Origin of the sequence: Pseudoflavitalea rhizosphaerae (assembly GCF_003991355.1) — a bacterium.
GTDB lineage: Bacteria > Bacteroidota > Bacteroidia > Chitinophagales > Chitinophagaceae > Pseudobacter > Pseudobacter rhizosphaerae.
The window spans coordinates 84520-102314 of sequence record NZ_RCSU01000015.1 but is presented as its reverse complement, the minus strand read 5'-3'; the positions used below and the strand labels follow the sequence as shown (position 1 = coordinate 102314).

General features: G+C 48.3%; 17 protein-coding genes. 3 read left to right on the top strand and 14 right to left on the bottom strand.

All coding sequences use genetic code 11. The annotated features are described in order from the left end of the window. Positions 1-13: 13 nt before the first annotated feature. The 3 genes from D9Y29_RS22265 to D9Y29_RS22255 form a co-directional block, all read right to left on the bottom strand. The gene (locus D9Y29_RS22265) at positions 14-811 is read right to left on the bottom strand and encodes an O-methyltransferase (RefSeq protein WP_127132440.1); all 798 of its coding nucleotides are present in this window, start codon (positions 809-811) and stop codon (positions 14-16) included. A 100-nt stretch (positions 812-911) separates the two neighbouring features. Next, the gene (locus D9Y29_RS22260) at positions 912-1403 is read right to left on the bottom strand and encodes a dihydrofolate reductase (protein ID WP_127132439.1); all 492 of its coding nucleotides are present in this window, start codon (positions 1401-1403) and stop codon (positions 912-914) included. A 65-nt stretch (positions 1404-1468) separates the two neighbouring features. Further along, entirely contained in the window at positions 1469-2281 is an 813-nt protein-coding gene (locus D9Y29_RS22255) for a thymidylate synthase (protein WP_127132438.1), read from the bottom strand. A gap of 98 nt (positions 2282-2379) precedes the next feature. Between D9Y29_RS22255 and D9Y29_RS22250 the strand changes: the two genes are divergently transcribed. The 3 genes from D9Y29_RS22250 to D9Y29_RS22240 are packed head-to-tail and all read left to right on the top strand — an operon-like array spanning position 2380 to position 3788. After that, positions 2380-2907, top strand: coding sequence for an RNA polymerase sigma factor (locus D9Y29_RS22250; RefSeq protein WP_127132437.1), 528 nt, complete (start codon positions 2380-2382; stop codon positions 2905-2907). Further along, positions 2888-3145, top strand: a complete 258-nt coding sequence (locus D9Y29_RS22245; RefSeq protein WP_127132436.1) for a hypothetical protein — start codon at positions 2888-2890, stop codon at positions 3143-3145. The genes D9Y29_RS22250 and D9Y29_RS22245 overlap by 20 nt, the downstream gene beginning before the upstream one ends. Before the next feature lies 1 nt (position 3146). Then, positions 3147-3788: an ATP-dependent Clp protease proteolytic subunit gene (locus D9Y29_RS22240; protein ID WP_127132435.1), complete on the top strand. Its 642-nt coding sequence runs from the start codon at positions 3147-3149 to the stop codon at positions 3786-3788. Positions 3789-4005: 217 nt separating this feature from the next. On the opposite strand, the gene D9Y29_RS22235 is transcribed toward D9Y29_RS22240, so the two are convergent. The 11 genes from D9Y29_RS22235 to aspT form a co-directional block, all read right to left on the bottom strand. Then, entirely contained in the window at positions 4006-5202 is a 1197-nt protein-coding gene (locus tag D9Y29_RS22235; RefSeq protein WP_127132434.1) for a coiled-coil domain-containing protein, read from the bottom strand. A gap of 288 nt (positions 5203-5490) precedes the next feature. After that, positions 5491-6285: an SDR family NAD(P)-dependent oxidoreductase gene (locus tag D9Y29_RS22230; RefSeq protein ID WP_127132433.1), complete on the bottom strand. Its 795-nt coding sequence runs from the start codon at positions 6283-6285 to the stop codon at positions 5491-5493. Between the two features lie 49 nt (positions 6286-6334). After that, on the bottom strand, positions 6335-7489 hold the full coding sequence (locus tag D9Y29_RS22225) for an ABC transporter permease (protein WP_127132432.1): 1155 nt from the start codon (positions 7487-7489) through the stop codon (positions 6335-6337). Then, entirely contained in the window at positions 7486-8646 is a 1161-nt protein-coding gene (locus tag D9Y29_RS22220) for an ABC transporter permease (RefSeq protein WP_127132431.1), read from the bottom strand. Before D9Y29_RS22220 ends, D9Y29_RS22225 begins: the two co-directional genes overlap by 4 nt. A gap of 15 nt (positions 8647-8661) precedes the next feature. Beyond that, positions 8662-9651: an HlyD family secretion protein gene (locus D9Y29_RS22215; protein WP_127132430.1), complete on the bottom strand. Its 990-nt coding sequence runs from the start codon at positions 9649-9651 to the stop codon at positions 8662-8664. A gap of 6 nt (positions 9652-9657) precedes the next feature. Next, a complete protein-coding gene (locus tag D9Y29_RS22210) occupies positions 9658-11112 on the bottom strand; it encodes a TolC family protein (RefSeq protein WP_206513848.1) in 1455 nt (484 codons plus the stop codon). Between the two features lie 19 nt (positions 11113-11131). Further along, a complete protein-coding gene (locus D9Y29_RS22205) occupies positions 11132-11770 on the bottom strand; it encodes a hypothetical protein (RefSeq protein ID WP_127132429.1) in 639 nt (212 codons plus the stop codon). A 63-nt stretch (positions 11771-11833) separates the two neighbouring features. After that, on the bottom strand, positions 11834-13015 hold the full coding sequence (locus tag D9Y29_RS22200; RefSeq protein WP_127132428.1) for a porin: 1182 nt from the start codon (positions 13013-13015) through the stop codon (positions 11834-11836). Positions 13016-13043: 28 nt separating this feature from the next. Then, positions 13044-14099, bottom strand: coding sequence for a type II asparaginase (locus tag D9Y29_RS22195; RefSeq protein WP_127132427.1), 1056 nt, complete (start codon positions 14097-14099; stop codon positions 13044-13046). A gap of 37 nt (positions 14100-14136) precedes the next feature. Then, complete coding sequence (gene aspD / locus D9Y29_RS22190) at positions 14137-15777, bottom strand: aspartate 4-decarboxylase (RefSeq protein WP_127132426.1); 1641 nt, start codon at positions 15775-15777, stop codon at positions 14137-14139. Positions 15778-15807: 30 nt separating this feature from the next. Further along, on the bottom strand, positions 15808-17508 hold the full coding sequence (gene aspT, locus D9Y29_RS22185; RefSeq protein ID WP_127132425.1) for an aspartate-alanine antiporter: 1701 nt from the start codon (positions 17506-17508) through the stop codon (positions 15808-15810). Positions 17509-17795: the final 287 nt, after the last annotated feature.

The window sequence follows — 17795 nt, the reverse complement described above, 5'->3', positions numbered from 1 at the left end:
GTGAAAAATCCGCCTAAAATCGAATGGTGAAGTGTTGTTTCACTTTGAATTCCTCGCGGAAGAAAACGATACCAACAAAAAAGAGGTCGATGCTCATACGCACCTGGGGATGGGCCTTGATAGCTTCCCAGGCTGCTTCCATTTCAGCGCTCCAGTGAATATCATCCAGCACTATCATGGAAAAATTATGTGTATTTGCCAGGATCTGATCAAAATAACGCAGGGTAGGCTCTTTACGGTGGTTGCCGTCGATGAAGGCCATATCCACCACCGACATACTGGCGAGCATTTCAGGAAGGGTATTGTCGAAATTGCCTTCCACCAGTTCTACAAAAGGCAGGTTCATATCGTGGAAATTGAGGGTGGCTTCTGCGGCAATGGCATTGCTGCCCTCCCCTGTTATCACGTATGCATGCGGGTTGGCCATGGCCATATAGCAGGTAGAGATGCCGAGGGAGGTACCCAGTTCCAGGATGGTTTCAGGTTGATAATAATTTACCAGCCGGAAAAGGAGCTGCGCATATTTGGGTGGCTTGGCCGCGTGTTTGGCAATGGAGCTGATACTTCGGCTCTGTGATTTGGAAACCGTGGACCCTGCACCCAGGTCTTCCACTTCTATCACAGCCTCTTCGGCCAGTAGTTCCTGACGGAGCGCTTCCACTTTATCATAGGCATCGTAGTGCTTATTGTCGTTCAGCACATGGGTGATGAATTCATAAACGAAAGGGGAATGAACACCATGGCCCTTTCCATTCATGGCAGTAAGGTAGTAACGGATAAATTTTTGTGCTAGTTGCCAGCGCGAATACATGCAAATCTTACTAAGAATTGATTCAATATGGTATCAGTGGTTTTCTCAATAACCGGGTGGGCTGGGTTACTATCACAGGTGACCGATGCTGGTAATGGAACTACTTCCTGCGCCAAATTTGAAAACTGTAGGCGTAAGCGTGTTTCTCATCGGGTTCAAAATCCTGGTGCCATTCCATTTCCCATTCTGCAGGGCTCAGTTGAGGGAAAAAAGCATCACCTTCAATAACGGTATGAACGCGTGTCAGCACTATCTTTTGCGCCAATGGCAGGGCCAGTTTGAAAATCTCTCCCCCACCAATCACGAAAGACTCCCTGGCATCAGTATGCGCCGCGGCTTTCAGGGCCTCTTCCAGGCTGGACGTTACGATCACACCCTCAGCTTTCCAGCCGGCCTGTCGGGTGATCACGATATTCGTCCTTCCCGCCAACGGCTTTCCCAGGCTCTCGTACGTCTTTCTGCCCATGATCACCGGAAATCCCCAGGTGGTGTTCTTGAAGAATTTCATATCGTTGGGCAGACTCCAGAGCAACTGGTTGTCTTTTCCAATCACATTGTTTTCAGAAGCAGCCACGGCAAATGAGATGATCATATATCCTTTCTGGTAGGTGATGTGCTGAATAAAAAGCCAGCGAAACTACAATATTAATCTGGAAATTATATCGCAACAGGTGCCTTAATGCCTGGATGGCTCTGATAGTTCTCCAGACTGAAGTCTTCGAACCTGAAACTGAAGAGGTCCTTCACTTCCGGGTTCAGTTTCATCTGTGGCAGCGGGAACGGCGTTCTGGTCAGCTGCAGTGCAGCCTGTTCACGATGGTTATTGTACAGATGTACATCCCCGAAAGTATGCACAAAAGTGCCGGGCTCCATATCGCAAACCTGTGCTATCATCATGGTGAGTAAAGCATAGGAGGCAGTATTGAATGGCACGCCGAGGAATACATCGGCAGAACGCTGGTATAGCTGGCAGCTCAGTTTGGGCCTGCCGCCATTCAAACCGGGCTCCACGTAAAACTGGAAGAGGGCATGACAGGGCATGAGCGCCATCTCAGGCAATTCAGCCACATTCCAGGCGCTGACAATGATACGGCGGCTGTCAGGATTTGTTTTCAATTGCTTCAGTACATCCTTGATCTGATCGAAGGTTTTGCCGTCAGCGCCGGCCCAGCTTCTCCATTGTTTGCCGTACACAGGACCCAGATCGCCATTTTCATTGGCCCACTCGTCCCAGATACTCACGCCATGGTCCTTGAGATATTTGATATTGGTATCCCCCTGGAGGAACCAAAGTAATTCGTAGATAATACTCTTGAGGTGCAATTTCTTGGTGGTCACCATGGGGAAACCTTCACTGAGATCGAAACGCATCTGGTAACCAAAATAACTGGTAGTGCCGGTTCCCGTCCGGTCCGTTTTGGACACGCCTTTGTTGATGACCAGGCGCAGTAAGTCCAGGTATTGTTGCATAGGCGCAAGTTAATAAAAAATGGTTTCCACAAATTTTTTTACCTTTTGGGTGATCTTTGGCTGGTTTCCGGCACCAGTATATAAAACCCTGTGTTCATATGGCAACAATTTCAGAACAGGAGATGTTGAGGACCTACCGGGAAACCTTTCCCGCCGTGGCTTTGATGGTGCGCAACCTGGGCGGAAGCCTGGAGTCTGCGAAGGACCTCTTTCATGATGCCCTCCTCATTTATTTCGAAAAGCAAAGCGCCGGCAGCCTGGAAATTAACGTTTCTGAAAGGTCTTATCTCAAAGGTATTGTGCGTAATCTCTGGAACCGGCAATTCAGGAATCGCCTGTTCACCACTTCCCTGGATGAGTCCGACGAAGAAGAATTGTATTATGAAGAGAACCGTCAGAGTGAATTCCTGTTATCCACTTCCCTGCTCCATTTCCTTAAGACGGCCGGGAAAAAATGCATGCAATTGCTTCAGGCTTACTATTATGATCAGCAAAGTATGAAGGAAATAGCTGTCCAGTTCCATTTTTCTTCCGCCCGCTCAGCCACTGTACAGAAGTTCAAATGCCTGGAAAAATTAAGAGAACAACTAAAAACATCGGCCCTGTATGAGGAAAGCTTTGCATGATATGGAACAGGCCGAACGCTTCCTCCATCATCGAATGAAGGAGGAAGAAAAAAAAGCATTCGCCGTGCGACTGCTCACCGAACCTGATCTGCATGAACAGGTGACTTTGCAGCAATACAGCTATCGCCTGATCCGCTACCAGGCGCGGCAGGAAAAAAAGGAACAACTGGAAAAAATTCACCACACACTCATGCAGGACCCGCAATTCAAACAGCTCCTGCAACAAATCTTCCCATAATATGCCGATCATACCAACGGTCATAGACACCACCACGCGTGGCGCCTATGATATCTACAGCCTCTTGCTGAAGGAAAGGATCATTTTTCTCGGCACCGCCATCGATGACAATGTGGCCAATCTCATTGTGGCGCAGTTGCTGTACCTCGACAGTGAGAACCATCAACCCATCAGTTTATACATTCATTCCCCCGGCGGCGTGATCTATGCAGGGTTTGCCATCTATGATACAATGAAAATCCTGAAATCGCCTGTGAGCACCATTGCAGTGGGATTTAGCGGCAGCATGGGCACGGTACTCCTCACTGCCGGATCGAAAGGACAACGGTATGCGCTTCCCCATGCCACTGTACATATGCATCCTGCCGGAGGCGGCGCCAAAGGTTATACAGAGGATGTGCGCATCGCTTACCAGGAACAGGAGAGATTGCAGGACCAGTTATTTTATGTGATCGCAAAGAATACCGGCCATTCCTACGAAGAAATTGAATCGATGTACAGAAGGGATAAATTCATGAATGCCGAAGAAGCGAAGGAATATGGATTGATAGATGAGATATTAGGTGATGCGGAAGACCTGGCAGCCATCCGCAACCTGCAGAAATCGTTTTCACCAGTGGGGTTCAGGAAACAAGGGAAATAATTGCAGCAAGATGCCAATAAAGCAAAAAAAACCTGCGCCAGGTACATTGACCATGGCACAGGTCCGCGCTACTATATCAGGATCATTTATCAAAAGATCAGGTACAGAAAAAGGATAAGGCGGAGAGTTGCCAGGATAAGGGCAACTTAATATTCTGCAATCCCGGCGCAAAGAAAGGATTACAGGAATATGGGTTGGAGCGTTGCGGGGAAATCAATCAGGCTGTTTCTTTGGATTTTTCAGTCACCGTTTCCGCTGCCGGAATTTCCAATGGCAATGACTCCTGGCCTTGTTGCCACTGCATCCAGCCGGCATTCAGGGACCGGGCCAGTTCACTATAGATGCGGACCAGGAGGTTGCTGCTGAGTTCCAGTTTGCTTTCCAGTTCTTTTGCTTTCTGTTGTTCCTTCAGCAGATCATCTCTCAAACCATCCATCACCTGCTGCCGGGAATCAATGTCGGAACGAAGCGTTTGATGTTCTTCCTGCATATTGCGGAGGCTGCTTTCCAGCTGGTTCACCATCAGGGTCTTCTCTTCAATCTGTTGCTGCTGAACCTGCTGTTCCTGCTGGCTGATCTGCGCAGTAGTGCGCCACCCGATGGCTTCTTCGCTGATCTTCGTTACTTCACCCTGCTTCTCTGTGAGCTCCTCCGACAACACCTGAATGCGATACTCGAATTTCTCGCTCTTATCTTTCATCTCACGGAGATGAGTAGCTGCTTCATCTGCCTTTCTTTCCAACTGGTGAAAGTTTTTTATCCTTTGTTCCAGTTGTTGTTGCAGGAAATCGACCTGTAATTTCTTTTCCTGCGCCAGGTCCTGCAGGTATTCACCTTCGCTGAGCCTGTTCTTCAACTTATTGTTCTCTTCTTCTGCCTTTGCCAGCAGTTCTTCCAGAACGGTGATCCGTTGTACATCGATGGCAACTGCGTCGGTTGGAATATTGGAATTTAAAGCGGGAGCCTGCTGCTGAAGCGCAGCATATTGCTTTTGCAATCTTTCAATCTCTGCATTGGCATTCACTAAGGCCTGCTCTGCATCACGGACCTGCTGTTGCAGTTTTTCCTTCTCCTGCGCGGAGAGCGGCTTCTCTTCGCCCTCATTGGAGTACTTTCCGTTATAGGCTTTGTTGCGGAGATCTTCGTATTTGAATTCCAGCTCTTTATAGTCTTCTTTCAGTACGGCATAATCTTCCCTGTAGCGTCGTACTTCAGCTTCATATTTTTTGAGCAGGGTGGTATTATCGGGATTGGAGCTGGCAAGCCAGTCGGGCAATGGCTCTGAGGAAACAGGACCCGCTACGGCAGAACTCCCTGCCAATGCGAGCTTCCACTCGGAAGCATCCAGCAGCGGATGACCGCTGTCTGCCTCTGCTGACTTTTTCCGGCGGCGATAATGCAAATAAATTGTCATTCCTACGGCTATTACAGTTAATGGCACAGCAATCCAGATTACAATTTGCAAAAACTGTTTGAACTCGTAGAGCGATACGAGCAGTAAAGAGATCATCAGGTTGAAATTTTTTACGTAGAGTTATTCCATCATGCTTAGAGAGTCAGCGCCTTCTGTACAGCCACTTCTTTTAAATGTTCGATACGGTGAGGGAGTAGAATCTGTCGTAAAAATTTTTGCAAGAATGATACCAAAAAATGAGCAGGCGCCTCATTTGCATGAGGTTTTATCCACATTAGCCAAAAAAGATCAGTAGATGGATTTCACCACTCCACCATCTGCACGCAGTGCTGCGCCATTGGTGGCGGATGATAATGGACTGGCAACATACACGATCATATTCGCTATTTCCTCCACCGCAGTAAATCGTTGCAGTAGTGAAGTTGGGCGCGCATCTTTGAAGAAATTCTTTTCCACTTCATTAACATTGGTGTGCTGGTCTTTCGCCAGGTCCTGCATGAATGTGCCCACACCTTCAGACATCGTAGGCCCGGGCAATACGGCATTTACCGTTACATTGCTTCCCTTCGTGTATTCTGCAAGCCCCCTGCTGATGGCCAATTGTGCCGTTTTGCTCATACCGTAATGCACCATCTCTTCAGGGATATTGATACCTGATTCACTGGAAATGAAAATGATCCTGCCCCAGTTCTTCGCCAGCATCGGCTTCAGATAATGACGGCTCAGGCGAACACCGCTCATTACATTGATCTCGTAAAAACGAAGCCAGTCCTCATCAGGGATCTCTGTGAATGGTTTGGGCTCGAAAATAGAAACGTTGTTGATCAGGATATCCACTTCAGGTAATTGCTTCAGCAAGTCATTCACTTCTTCCACTTTTGCAAAATCCGCTGCAATGCCTGCTACGTTTGCCCCCGGCACCTTTGCCTTCAGTTCCTCCACTGCTTTGTTAACCCTGTGCCGGCTTCTTCCATTGATCACCACTTCAGCCCCTTCCTGCAATAACAATGCGGCGGTGGCAAATCCGATCCCTGCTGTTGAGCCTGTGATCAATGCTTTTTTCCCTTTTAATTGAAGATCCATAAAAAATGTTTGATGATATGGAGTGATAACAGCCAGCAGAGGAAATGGTTTACACCTTGTATTTCCGGCGGATATTGATGGCGAGCAATATTGCATAGGTCAGCCAGAGTGCCGCCAGGTGCGTCACCTGCGGGATGGCCTGCCACAGATCACCACCCTGCTGTACTATAGTGGTGTAAGCCTGCAAGAAAGGCGTGGTTGGCAACAAGGAACTCAATGCTTTCAGGAAGAAGGGCAATTCCTCATATGGCCAGGCATAACCTGTGATTAGAAAAAATGGATAAGTGGAAAAACCCATGAGCTGCACCGCCAGTAAAGTGGTTTTGAACAATGAGCCAAGCCAGAGCGCCATCGGTATCAGAGTGGCAATGAACAATCCGATCAACAATACGAGCGAAAAATAATCTCCCCGTATCGGTAATTTGAGAATAGTGAAATTAACTGTAAGAAAGAATAAAGCATAAATTCCATACAGGACAAAATAAAATGCGCCCTTACCTGTAAAAGCGATAGTAAAGCGATTTCCGGCCAACTGATACAATTCACCGAATGTCCGCTCCTGCCTTTCCCTGGCCATGCTGGCGGCAAGCCCTATCAGTAATGTCTGCTGTAATATCAGCATCAGCAATCCGGGCAACAGGTAAGCGCCATAGCTGGTCCTCTCATTGAACAAAGGCCTGTAATCCAGCGCCACGGGATTGGTTTCCTGCATGGCGATGGCTTCCGTCATCCCTTTCTTCTGAAAGTATTTCAGGCGGACGCCTGCACTAACGGTCATGCTTACCTGTGTTACAGCACCCAGGAGATCGCTGGGCGGCAGGAACCTGCTCACACTCACTGCCAGCACAATATTGGCTTGCTGCAATGCCATCACTTTCTCTTCCAAACCCTTCTGCAGATAGATATAGCCCTGAACCTCTTCCCTGTTCAGCATTTCCTGCGCCTGCCGCACATCTTTCGCTCCTACAATTCTTATCGCCTGTGTATTGTTGAACTGTTCCGTAAGTAGCCTGGATAAAGAACTCTGATCATCGTCTACTACTGCCAATGGCACATTCACTTCTTCCTTATCGATATAGATACTGCCATAAAAGAATGCATAGAGCAGCGGCGCCAGCAGCAGTGTCAGCAGCAGGCTATGGTCTGTAGCGATGGTCCGCAGTTCGCGGGCCGCAATGGTCCAGCATCTTTTCAGCCCACTCATACGCCAAGGATTTTATTGCATGTGCGCTGTAATACCAGGATGGCAACGGGATAGGAAATTCCGATAAACACCAGCAGGGCCGATATTTCCGGCCTTGCATAATGAAGCGGAAGGCTCATCGTGAACACTTTGATGAAGCCATCCAGGAACCAGCTATAAGGCAGCAAATGTGAATAGAACTGATCATACCAGGGCATACCCCATTTCGGGAATGTATAGCCGCTGAATACGAATGCAGGCGATGTATAGAAGAGTCCGATATCCGTTGCCAGCATCGTATCCTTTACTATGGCGGATACCATCACGCCCAAACCAATACAGGCCAATGCCATCAGCGAATACAACACAAAGAAATTCCATCCACCCAACGCATCCCCGATACTGAATGCAGGGAATACTACCCAGGCCATCAAGATCCAATTGATCCAGCTCACACTGAGGTGCGCAAATGTTTTCCCGATGATAATATCAGATGCCGATCCTTTCGCCAGCAATACCAGTTCTTCCATACTCCGGGTAGTGTATTCATAATTCAACATCAGTACGGCCACCATGATGATCATCATCTGGATGGCCACTGTGATCAGCCCCGGCACCAGGTACTCCCGGTAATTGTAATCAGGATTGTACAAGGAATAAGTGGACACAACTATTGGCTGCACCAGCGCCATCGCCTTGGAAGGATCCATTCCTTTCTTCACCAGTTTCTGCAGGATCACACCAGAACCACCGGTGAGCAATACCTGCGCTGCATCCTTGTAAATAAGTTTGGCAGGCACCAGGTAGGCTGCATTGGTGTAGAGCGTAACAGTAGTGGGTTTCCGGCTCTTGATATCAGATTCCATCCTGCGCGGGAAATGCACCGCGCCCATGATCTCGTTTTTACGCATAGCATCTTTCAACTCATCATAATCATTGATACTCCTGGTGAAGTGAATGGTCTCGGTTTGTTCCAGTAAGAAAATAAGTTGACGGGTAGCGGCGGAATTATCTTCGTCATATACCGCCATCGGCAGATCATATACTTTCTGTCCCTGGTAAATACCTGCATACAGGAAGAACAGCACCGGCGGCATCACCACCAGGGCCCAGTAATGCACAGGAAGCGAAAAGATCCGCTTCCATTCCCTGAATATGATTTTGACAATTACCGGCATGAGACTATTTATAGCTTACCTGATCAGTTCGGCTGTCATTCCGGAACGCAGCCCTTTTACCTGGTCTGCATTTTCGGGTTTACATTCCACTGTAAAAGTGCGGAGTTCGAACTGTCCCCTGTCGCGGGTAGGCACCCAATTCGCAAAAGTAAGGGTGGCATTTATCTTACTAACGACTCCGCTCATACGCTGCGGCGTGCAACCGGGAATATTTAGTGTGATTTTTGCACCTTCACTTAATCCTTTCATATCATCCTGCCTTACATTGAAACGGACAAAATAACTGCCCTGCTCCTGGATGGTCATGATGGGGTAACCAATGGAAATGATCTCCCCTTCCTTCACGATCAACGTGGAGATAATGCCATCATTCGGCGCAGTGATGCGCGTATTTTCTGAAATGGATTTGGTAAGCTCATAGGCCTGCTCTGCTTGTTTGAGAATGGCATTGGCGGCGGCGATCATTTCTGGTTGCGTTCCTTTTTGCAGCATCTCCCAATTGAGCCTGGCGATCTCCATTTCCTTTTCTGCCGCCTGCATTTTGAAATGAATGATATCCCGCTCTTCTCCGGATACCACTTCTTTATTGTAGAGATTCTGTATCCGCTCGTAGGTGGTCTTCGCCAGGCTATACTGGTCCTGCGCGATCTTGTACACATTGTTGGAACTGGCCACCAGTTCAGGTCTCGGGCCTTTCTGTAAAAGACTGAGATTGCTTTGCGCCGCTTCAATGGCAGCCAGCGCCTGGTTATTGATGGCATTGATCTCCCTGGTGCGGACAACGCCGAGTAGTTGCCCCTTCTTCACGGTATCACCGGAATGCACCAGCAAAGTATCCAGTCTTCCGGGGAACTCTGCCGCTACATCGGTGAATTCCGCATCCACCATTCCGAGCAATGCATTGGAGGCTGGTTCTGCAGCTTTCCTGAACAGGAAATAAAGGGCGATGCCCAGTACGATCACCGGGATGAAGATGGCCCAGTAGTTTTTGAAAAAATTAGACATAAGCAATTATTTCAGGTATGCCGTGATCCGGCTGGCAGATCCTGTTGCATCCAGGTAATCTGCCAATGCCAGGTAATAGCCCAGCACGGCGGTGTAATAGGCTTTGGTGATCTCTTCTTCCACCAGCAATGATTCATTCACTTCACGTGGCGTACTCATCCTGTTGCGCATCCGTTCTTCCACTTGTTGCGTGGTGAGTGCGGCAGTAGAGCGCGCTGTGTCCATGGCTGCGATATCATTTTGAAGTGCGCTCAACCTGTTCTGCGCCACGCGTACGCGGGTCTGTAACAATCCTTTGGTTTGATCAGCGGCTATCTTCGCTTCTTCCAGCAATTCTTTGGATGCCCTGATCCGTTTGATGGTTTGCGTTCCGTTGAAGATGGTCCACTGCATCTCAACGCCCACCAGCCATGGTGGGATAGTTAGCGGCAGATCTTTCTGATAAAGCTGCAGACTGCCGATGGCAAAAATATTTGGCAATGAAAAAGATTTGCTGCCCCGGAGACTGGCCTGCGCAAGGTCCTGCTTGCTCTCGATAGCGAGATAGGCCGGATTGGCGGTCCAGAATTCAGGGGAAAAAGATGGAAGGTCCGTAACAGGTTTATATGGTAGTGTGTCCGTAATCGTTAGCACGGTGTCGATGGGCAGGTTGAGCAGTTTATTGAGCTCTGCAAGCGCTGTCTGTTTTTCAAGTTCCTGGTTCTGTAACCTGCTCCTGGCAATGATCACAGCAGTGCTGGCCCAGTTACGCTGATAAGGCGGCAACAAATTCTGTTTCACCATTTCATCGGCATCATGTTCGATCCTTGAAAAACTTTTGACGATCTGTTGTTGTCTTTGCAGAATATTATTGAGATACATGATGCGCAGGTACTGCAATGCGATCAGCAGCTCCACCTGCTGATTGGCCAGTTCGAGATTATGACGGCCCGACTTCACTTCTGCGGCAGCCACATCCTGTACTGTTTTCAATTTGTTGCCAAGCCAGATAGGCTGCCTCACTCCCAGTGCAGCCGTGAAATATTGTTGCTTGCTGAGCGCCGGATTGTAATCGGGATAAAATGTATTGAGGATATTCTTCCCTCCGTTGTAAATGACATTCTGAGCATTCTGCGAAAGATCATTGCCGGTAATGGCCTTGTACACTTCATTGGCAGTGTTCACGGCCTGGCGGGAAGAGCCTTCCAGGATGCCATCCTTCACCTGTTGAAGATTTACTTCGAGTGGCTTACTGAGATAGTTGTAACCGGCCAGCAGATCGATCTTTGGAAGATAAGATTGCTTTTCCGCCTGAAGCGCATACTCCCTTGCTTTCAGGGAGGCGCCGGCCTGTTTGATCAGTAAATTATTATTCCGCGCAAGCGTAAAACATTCCCCCAGGGAGATGCTTTGAGCGCCCGCGCGGAATAACATTACTGCAAGGATCAAAATTGTTAGCGTTGTCAGGGCTTTCAACTGCATACGCGAATATTTTAGTTCACTATTTACCGGGGATCACGCCTTTCTTCACCATATCTGCCACAACAGTTTTGGTGAAGCCGCTTGCCAGTGTTGCTGCATTGCCGGGATCAAATGATCTTGTCTGGGCAGAGTATTCCAGTCTGTCTTCCGTTACATTGTACAGGTTCGCTTCCAGCACATAGTTGGTAGTATTGCTGTAATAGCCGGGCTCATAAACACGGTTGTACATCGTTCTCCAGGAGCGCCAGTAGCGACTGTAATACGTGAAGTATGGTGTGTACGAAACACGGCCGGGTGTATAGTATTTTTCTTTTTCCTTGTCAAGCAATGTAAGGATAACGATACCATCATAGCCATTGCTCTTCACTTTGCTTACCACATCGGCATCGGACATTTTCTCGAAGGCTTTAGGGCCATAGGTTTCAGAAGCGGCAACAGCATTTACATTATTCGCTTTTAATGAATTCACCATTGCTGATTCCACATTGTCCCTTATAGACCTGTCTTTGTTCCCGGTTAAACCAACAACCAATACTTTATTGTATTGTTTGAGGTTGGCGTTTTCCGCTTTCCAGGAGCTCAGCAGTTCGGTACTGCTGCAGGAGGCCAGGGTGAGCATCACCATCAATGCGGCCATCCCGGTTAAGAACTGTTTCATATAATTGTATTTAGATGAATAATGTTGTTCATATCATCATCTACAATATTGCTGCCATCCAGCTCAGAGTACATGCAACGGCGCTATGAATCCGAGTGATACCACACCGGTATTATAGTTCTTCTGTCCCAATTGGTCCTTTGCATATTGTGTGTAGTTGTATACCCGGCCAACGTAGTTGGCAAAGAATTTCAGGTTGAGTTCTTTGAAGGGAAAATATTCCACGGTAGGAATAAATCCCCAGCCGGTGCGCAGTTTCCTGTCTTTATCCGGATCAGGATTTCCTTTCCAGCTGGCCGCATCCATGAAGCCAACAAAGCTCAGGTTGAGTTTTGGAAGAACGAGATAATCCAGTTTCACCCAGTGGCTGAGATAGGCCACATCCTGCGCGGCAAACCTGTCGCCACCCGTATCGGGCTTAAAGCCGGTAACAATCCCCTTTCGATCCAATTCTTCTTTACTGTATTTGAAATCATAAGCAAGCTGGAACCTTCCGAAATCGAGTTGATTACCTAAGGCCAGGTAGTGCATATAATTACTGCGTGCTTCCTTGAAGATGCTGTAACTCCAGATGGTTTGCCATTTCCCTCCGAAGAATTTTCCTCTCCAGTTGGCCACAGCAGCCAGCGGGAATCTTGATTCGGAAATGCCGGGAATTGTTCCATAGATCTCCTGGAAGGTGCGTGTACGGCTATTCAGCGCCTGGAAGCTCAATGAGTGATTTTCACTAACCTGAACACCGATGCCAATTCCGAGCAGGAAGTTGTCTGAGTTCTCGATGATGTCTGAATACTCGTAGATATCGATCGGATTCAGATCGAATTCAATACCACCCCAGTCGGCACAAAGCTTACCGATGGAAAAATTCAGGTGATCGGTTGCCTGCACCTGGATATAAGCGAGGTCTGTTGAACTGCTCATATTGTCTTCCGACTGTGGCATTGTATTCCTTGTATAACGGTCGCGGAAACGGAAGTAAACCTTGTCGTGGATCTTACCCTTGATCTCCAGCCTGAACTGGTTCATGATGAAGCGGCCTCTGGTGTATTCCCCGTCAACAAATTCATTGCGGAGACTGCTCTGCATATTGGCGATCACATTGATATTACTGAGGAGCTTCTGCTTGATCTCCGGTATCAGGGGCTTCTGATAATAAAAAGTATCAACCTGCTTGGCTCCTATCTCCTGCGCCAATGTGGTGTTGTATAAGAACAGGAACAACAAGCCCGCTAAAGATTTTCTCATAGATTTTCCGATTTGGTTCTAACCAGGATCAGTATTCGAAAAAGTATTCCTGCAATTTTTTCCTGTCCTTAGTTTTTGTAAGACCGAGCATGAGGAGTATCCTTGCTTTTTGAGGACTGAGATTATCGCTTACCATGGTGCCGAGTTTTTCATCATCTGTTTCATCATACAATGTAACGCGGCCTGTGAAAACGCGGGAGGACCTCACAATGCTAACACCTTTTTTCACTGCGGCGATCACGGCATCGGTATTGGCTTTATTGAGATTTCCGTTGCCGAGACCTCCGGTGATCACACCATCCACTCCGTCAGCCACATAAGCATTAAGGGCGGTGGCAGGCGCATCGCAAAACAATTCAACTACCGCTACGCGTGGTAATTTGGTAAGGCCGGTAATATCGAATGGCGTTTGTTTATTGGCTTTGTGCATGGAGTTGAAATAGTAGATCACTTTTCCATCATACACTTGTCCGAGCGGGCCGCTGTTGGGGGCTGCAAAGCCGTTCACATGGGTGGTGCTGACTTTTTCCACATCGCGGGGGTCCCAGATGGATTCATTGAACACCAGCATCACGCCACGGCCTTTTGAAAGAGGACTGGAAGCCACTGTAACAGCATCATAGAGATTCTTCGGGCCGTCTGCGCTGATGGCGGTGGAAGGCCGCATGGAACCGGTGAGCACAACAGGATGATCGTACCGCAACGTCAGGTTGAGAAAGTACGCTGTTTCCTCCTGTGTATCGGTTCCATGGGTGATCACAATACCATCTGCTTCATCGTTCCTGAAGATCTCATTGATTCGCTTGTTCAGCTTGATCCAAATATCTACCGTCATATCCTGGCTACCTACATTTGACACCTGCTCGCCGGCAATGGTTGCCACTTTTTCTATTCCCGGCACTGCCGCAATCAGGTCTTTTACCGGGAGTTCACCGGCTTTATAAGCGGAGCGATCTGCAGAAGCCCCTGTTCCTGCAATCGTTCCACCTGTGGCCAGTATGACCACCCGCGGTAATTTCTGTTGCTGCGCAAACAGGGTTTGTAGCAGCCCTGCAAAAACTAAAAGAAGAATGGTCTGTTTCATGGTCTTCCACTTTAAGTGAAGGGAGTAATTGATTTTTCTATTTTCCTTTCCATCCGATTACATATTCCTGCATTATCTGAGTGATAGCCTTCCCGATCCTCGGATAATCAGTTGTGTCGAGATTGGCGAGCGATACGCGAACAGACCATTCCGGCCCGTCGAAACCACCGCCATTCAACAATACCACGCCAGTTTTCTCCGCCAGCCTGAAAAGAATGTCAACCGGTTCAAAATGACTGGTGAGCCATTTGGTGAATGCATCGCCGTATACCCTGGTTGCCCAGATCCTGATATCGATCTCAGTATAATAACCAGCGCTCATGGGATCAGCCACCAGCGGTATTTCCAGTTCCTTCCACAAAAGCTGCAGGCGTTTGCGCACCAGGTCCTGTGTCAGTTTCTTGTATTTGTCTTTTTTATCCAGCAAGGAAAATCCTGCAAAAAGCAACATCTGTGTTTGTTGCGGAAGGGAAAGCCCGGCAGTGTGATTGAGGGCCACATCCCTGCTGTCTGCCACCATCCTGTCTATAAAGCTCAGCTTCTCCGGCTCCAGCGTGATACTGGAATAGCGTATCGTAAGTTTTGCTTTTTCATGGTCGGGTAATTGCGCAATACTCTTATCAAAGATGTTGCGGTCGCTCACGGCAATCACGCCCAGGCGCCAGCCGGTACAACCGAAATATTTGGAGAAAGAATACACGCAGATCGTATTCTCCGGAATAACGGCCATGAGAGAACGAAATCCGGGAACAAAGGTCCCGTACACATCATCCGTTACCACAATGAGATTTGGATTATGCTGTTTGATGATCTTCACAATCTTGCTCAGGCTGGAAGGCTGGATAGCCACAGAGGGGGGATTGCTGGGATTCACCACAAACAAAACTTTCACTGAGGGGTCTTTCAGTTTTTCCAGCTCTTCATCGGGATACTGCCAGGTATGCCTTCCATCTTTGTTCATAGACCTGGCTTCAATATTGACCACATTGAATTCAAATCTGTCCAGCCGGGGGATTTCGATGTAAGGCGTGAATGTCGGCACCATCAAAGCGATGCTGTCTCCCTTCTTCACCAGGAAATTCTGCTGCAATGAATCGAACACATAGCACATGGCAGCGGTCCCCCCTTCCACTGCAAATAATTTGAAAGGATTTTTCGGTTCGGTACGATCACACATTTCCTGCACGATATAATCGCGGACCACCGCTTCCATATGCGTGAGCATACGGTCAGGAACAGGATACTGATCACCGATAATACTTTCAGCAAGCTCATGCACCCAGTTGTCCGCGTTGAACTTGTGCTGTTTCAGTCCATATTTGTAAAGTCCTTTCAGGAGATCGATGCCCGGCGCTTTCTTATGACTGGCCAGGAATTTCTCGAATCTTTTGGCGATGCCCTTCTTTTCTGGAATGCCGGCGAGTCCTCCGGCAAGATCTGCCATGCGGCGGCATTCCTGCAAGCCGAACAGACCAAGTGTAAAAAAAGCCTCCCGTGGCGTGGTGGCGATCCAGTTAGGGTTACCACGACCTGCATTCAGCATCAGCGAAGAATTTTTCTTGCTCTCGTCCAGCGCCAGGCTGATGAGTGTATTCTTCAACTCGAACGGGCTAAGCTGTTCCAGCTTTCGTTCCTGCCTTCGCGTTGTTTTGATCTTTGAGAGAGTGGATGTAGCCATTGGAATATTTTTTTACCGGTGAACAATGTATCATTTCATCAATAACACAATCACTACGCCCCAGATGATGAGCAGCGTATTGCCAACCGCGTATGTTACGGTGTAGCCCAGTGCGGGCGTTTTACTGTCGAGCGCATCCTGGATGGCGCCGAGAGCGGCTGTGGTGGTGCGTGCGCCGGCAGTGCAGCCAAGCGTGAGTGCAGGGTGGAACTTAAACACGAATCGTCCCAGTAGCACTCCTACCAAAAGAGGGCCCAGCGTTGAAATAGCTCCGACGAGGAACAGACTTATGCCAACCTGCTTAAAACCATCAACGAAACTGGGCCCGGTGGTTATACCTACTACAGCGATAAACATATTGAGGCCCACATTATTCATTACCCAGAGCGCGGGCTCAGGGATCCTGCCGAATGTAGGATGCCGGGAACGAAGCCAGCCGAAGAAGAGACCAGCGATCAGTGCGCCACCGCTTGTACTCAGGCTGAGCGGAACGCCACCAATATGAATGGTGAGCACACCGATCAATCCTCCCACTACAATGCCCAGGCCCACAAACATCATGTCCGTTTTATTGGTGGGACGGTCAGGGTAACCGAGATGGATAGCCGCTTTGTCCACAGCCTTTTTGGCGCCAACCAGTTCCAGCACATCGCCCCTGTCTATTTGTGTGTCCGGTAACACGGGCACGGGAATATCCGCACGCCTGACGCTCCGGATGAATATGCCATGCATGTAATCCTGCTGACGTAATTGTTTAACAGACATTCCTCCCACTCCTTTTTTACTCACCAACACGGGCAATACTTCTGCAGGGAAATGAAGCAGATCATCGTCCACCACCTCAGGCCCCAGCAGATGCGATTCACCGGCAAATGCTTCCCGCCTGCCGCTCAGCACCAGTTCATCTCCTTTTTTCACCATCGTTCCAGATTGCACTTCTGTAACCTGCCTGCCTACACGAACACGTTCCACAAAAAGACGGCGGTTATTGTCCATCAGGTATTTTTCCACTTCCTGAACTGTTCTTCCATTATTGAACCAATCATTATCTATCTGGAAAGCGCGATAGCTGATCACAGGATTGGCAGGCATCATGCCCGGTTCACCTGATTCATCACCACTACCCATACTCGCTTCCAGCTCCTTGCTCTTTTGCCTCACGGCCGGGAGCCCACCCAGCAACCTTGGACCAACACTGGCCAGGAACCAGGCGGACCCTGCAGTTCCGAAAAGATAGGTTACGGCGTAACAAACAGGAATGGCATTGATCATACTGGTTTTCTCTTCCTGTGGGATGCCCAGTTGGTTAATGGTATCGCTGGCCACACCAATCACGGCTGAGATGGTTTGAGCACCCGCCAGTAAGCCAGCTGTTTGTCCTGCATTGTATCCCATAACTTTTCCGCAGAGCCAGGGAAAAACAAGACAAAGCACACAAACCACAGCGGCAAAAATCATTTGGGGCACACCATCTTTTTTCAGTCCACGGAAGAATTGCGGACCTACACTGTAGCCCACAGCAAAGAGGAACATGAGAAAGAAAACGGATTTTACATCCGAAGAGATATCGATCTTCATCTGACCGATCAGCACACCCACCAGCAGCACTGCAGTAACAGTTCCCAGGGAGAACTTACCAATCTTCAATGGTCCTATCGCAAAGCCTAATGCCAGTGTGAGGAAAATCGCCAGTTCCGGGTATTGTTGAAACACGTGTACAAACCATTGCATAAAGAAATATTTATGTTACAACAACCATTGCTTTTGCAGATGGCTGAACGGATGCAATCATAACAAGAAACTGGAGTTGCACAATAATCTAACGCCTATGCCAGACCGATAACCAATCCATATTGGAAAACAGCACAGAATTTCAGGGAATGATAAAGAGAAATTATTGAACGCTAAGGCTTCTTGACGGCAGAACAGCAGTCTGTGGTGAGCTATACGGTAAATGTTCGGGGGAGTGTTGAGCTAATACTTAAAAGTAGTGAATATTTTTATTCAAGTCATTAAAA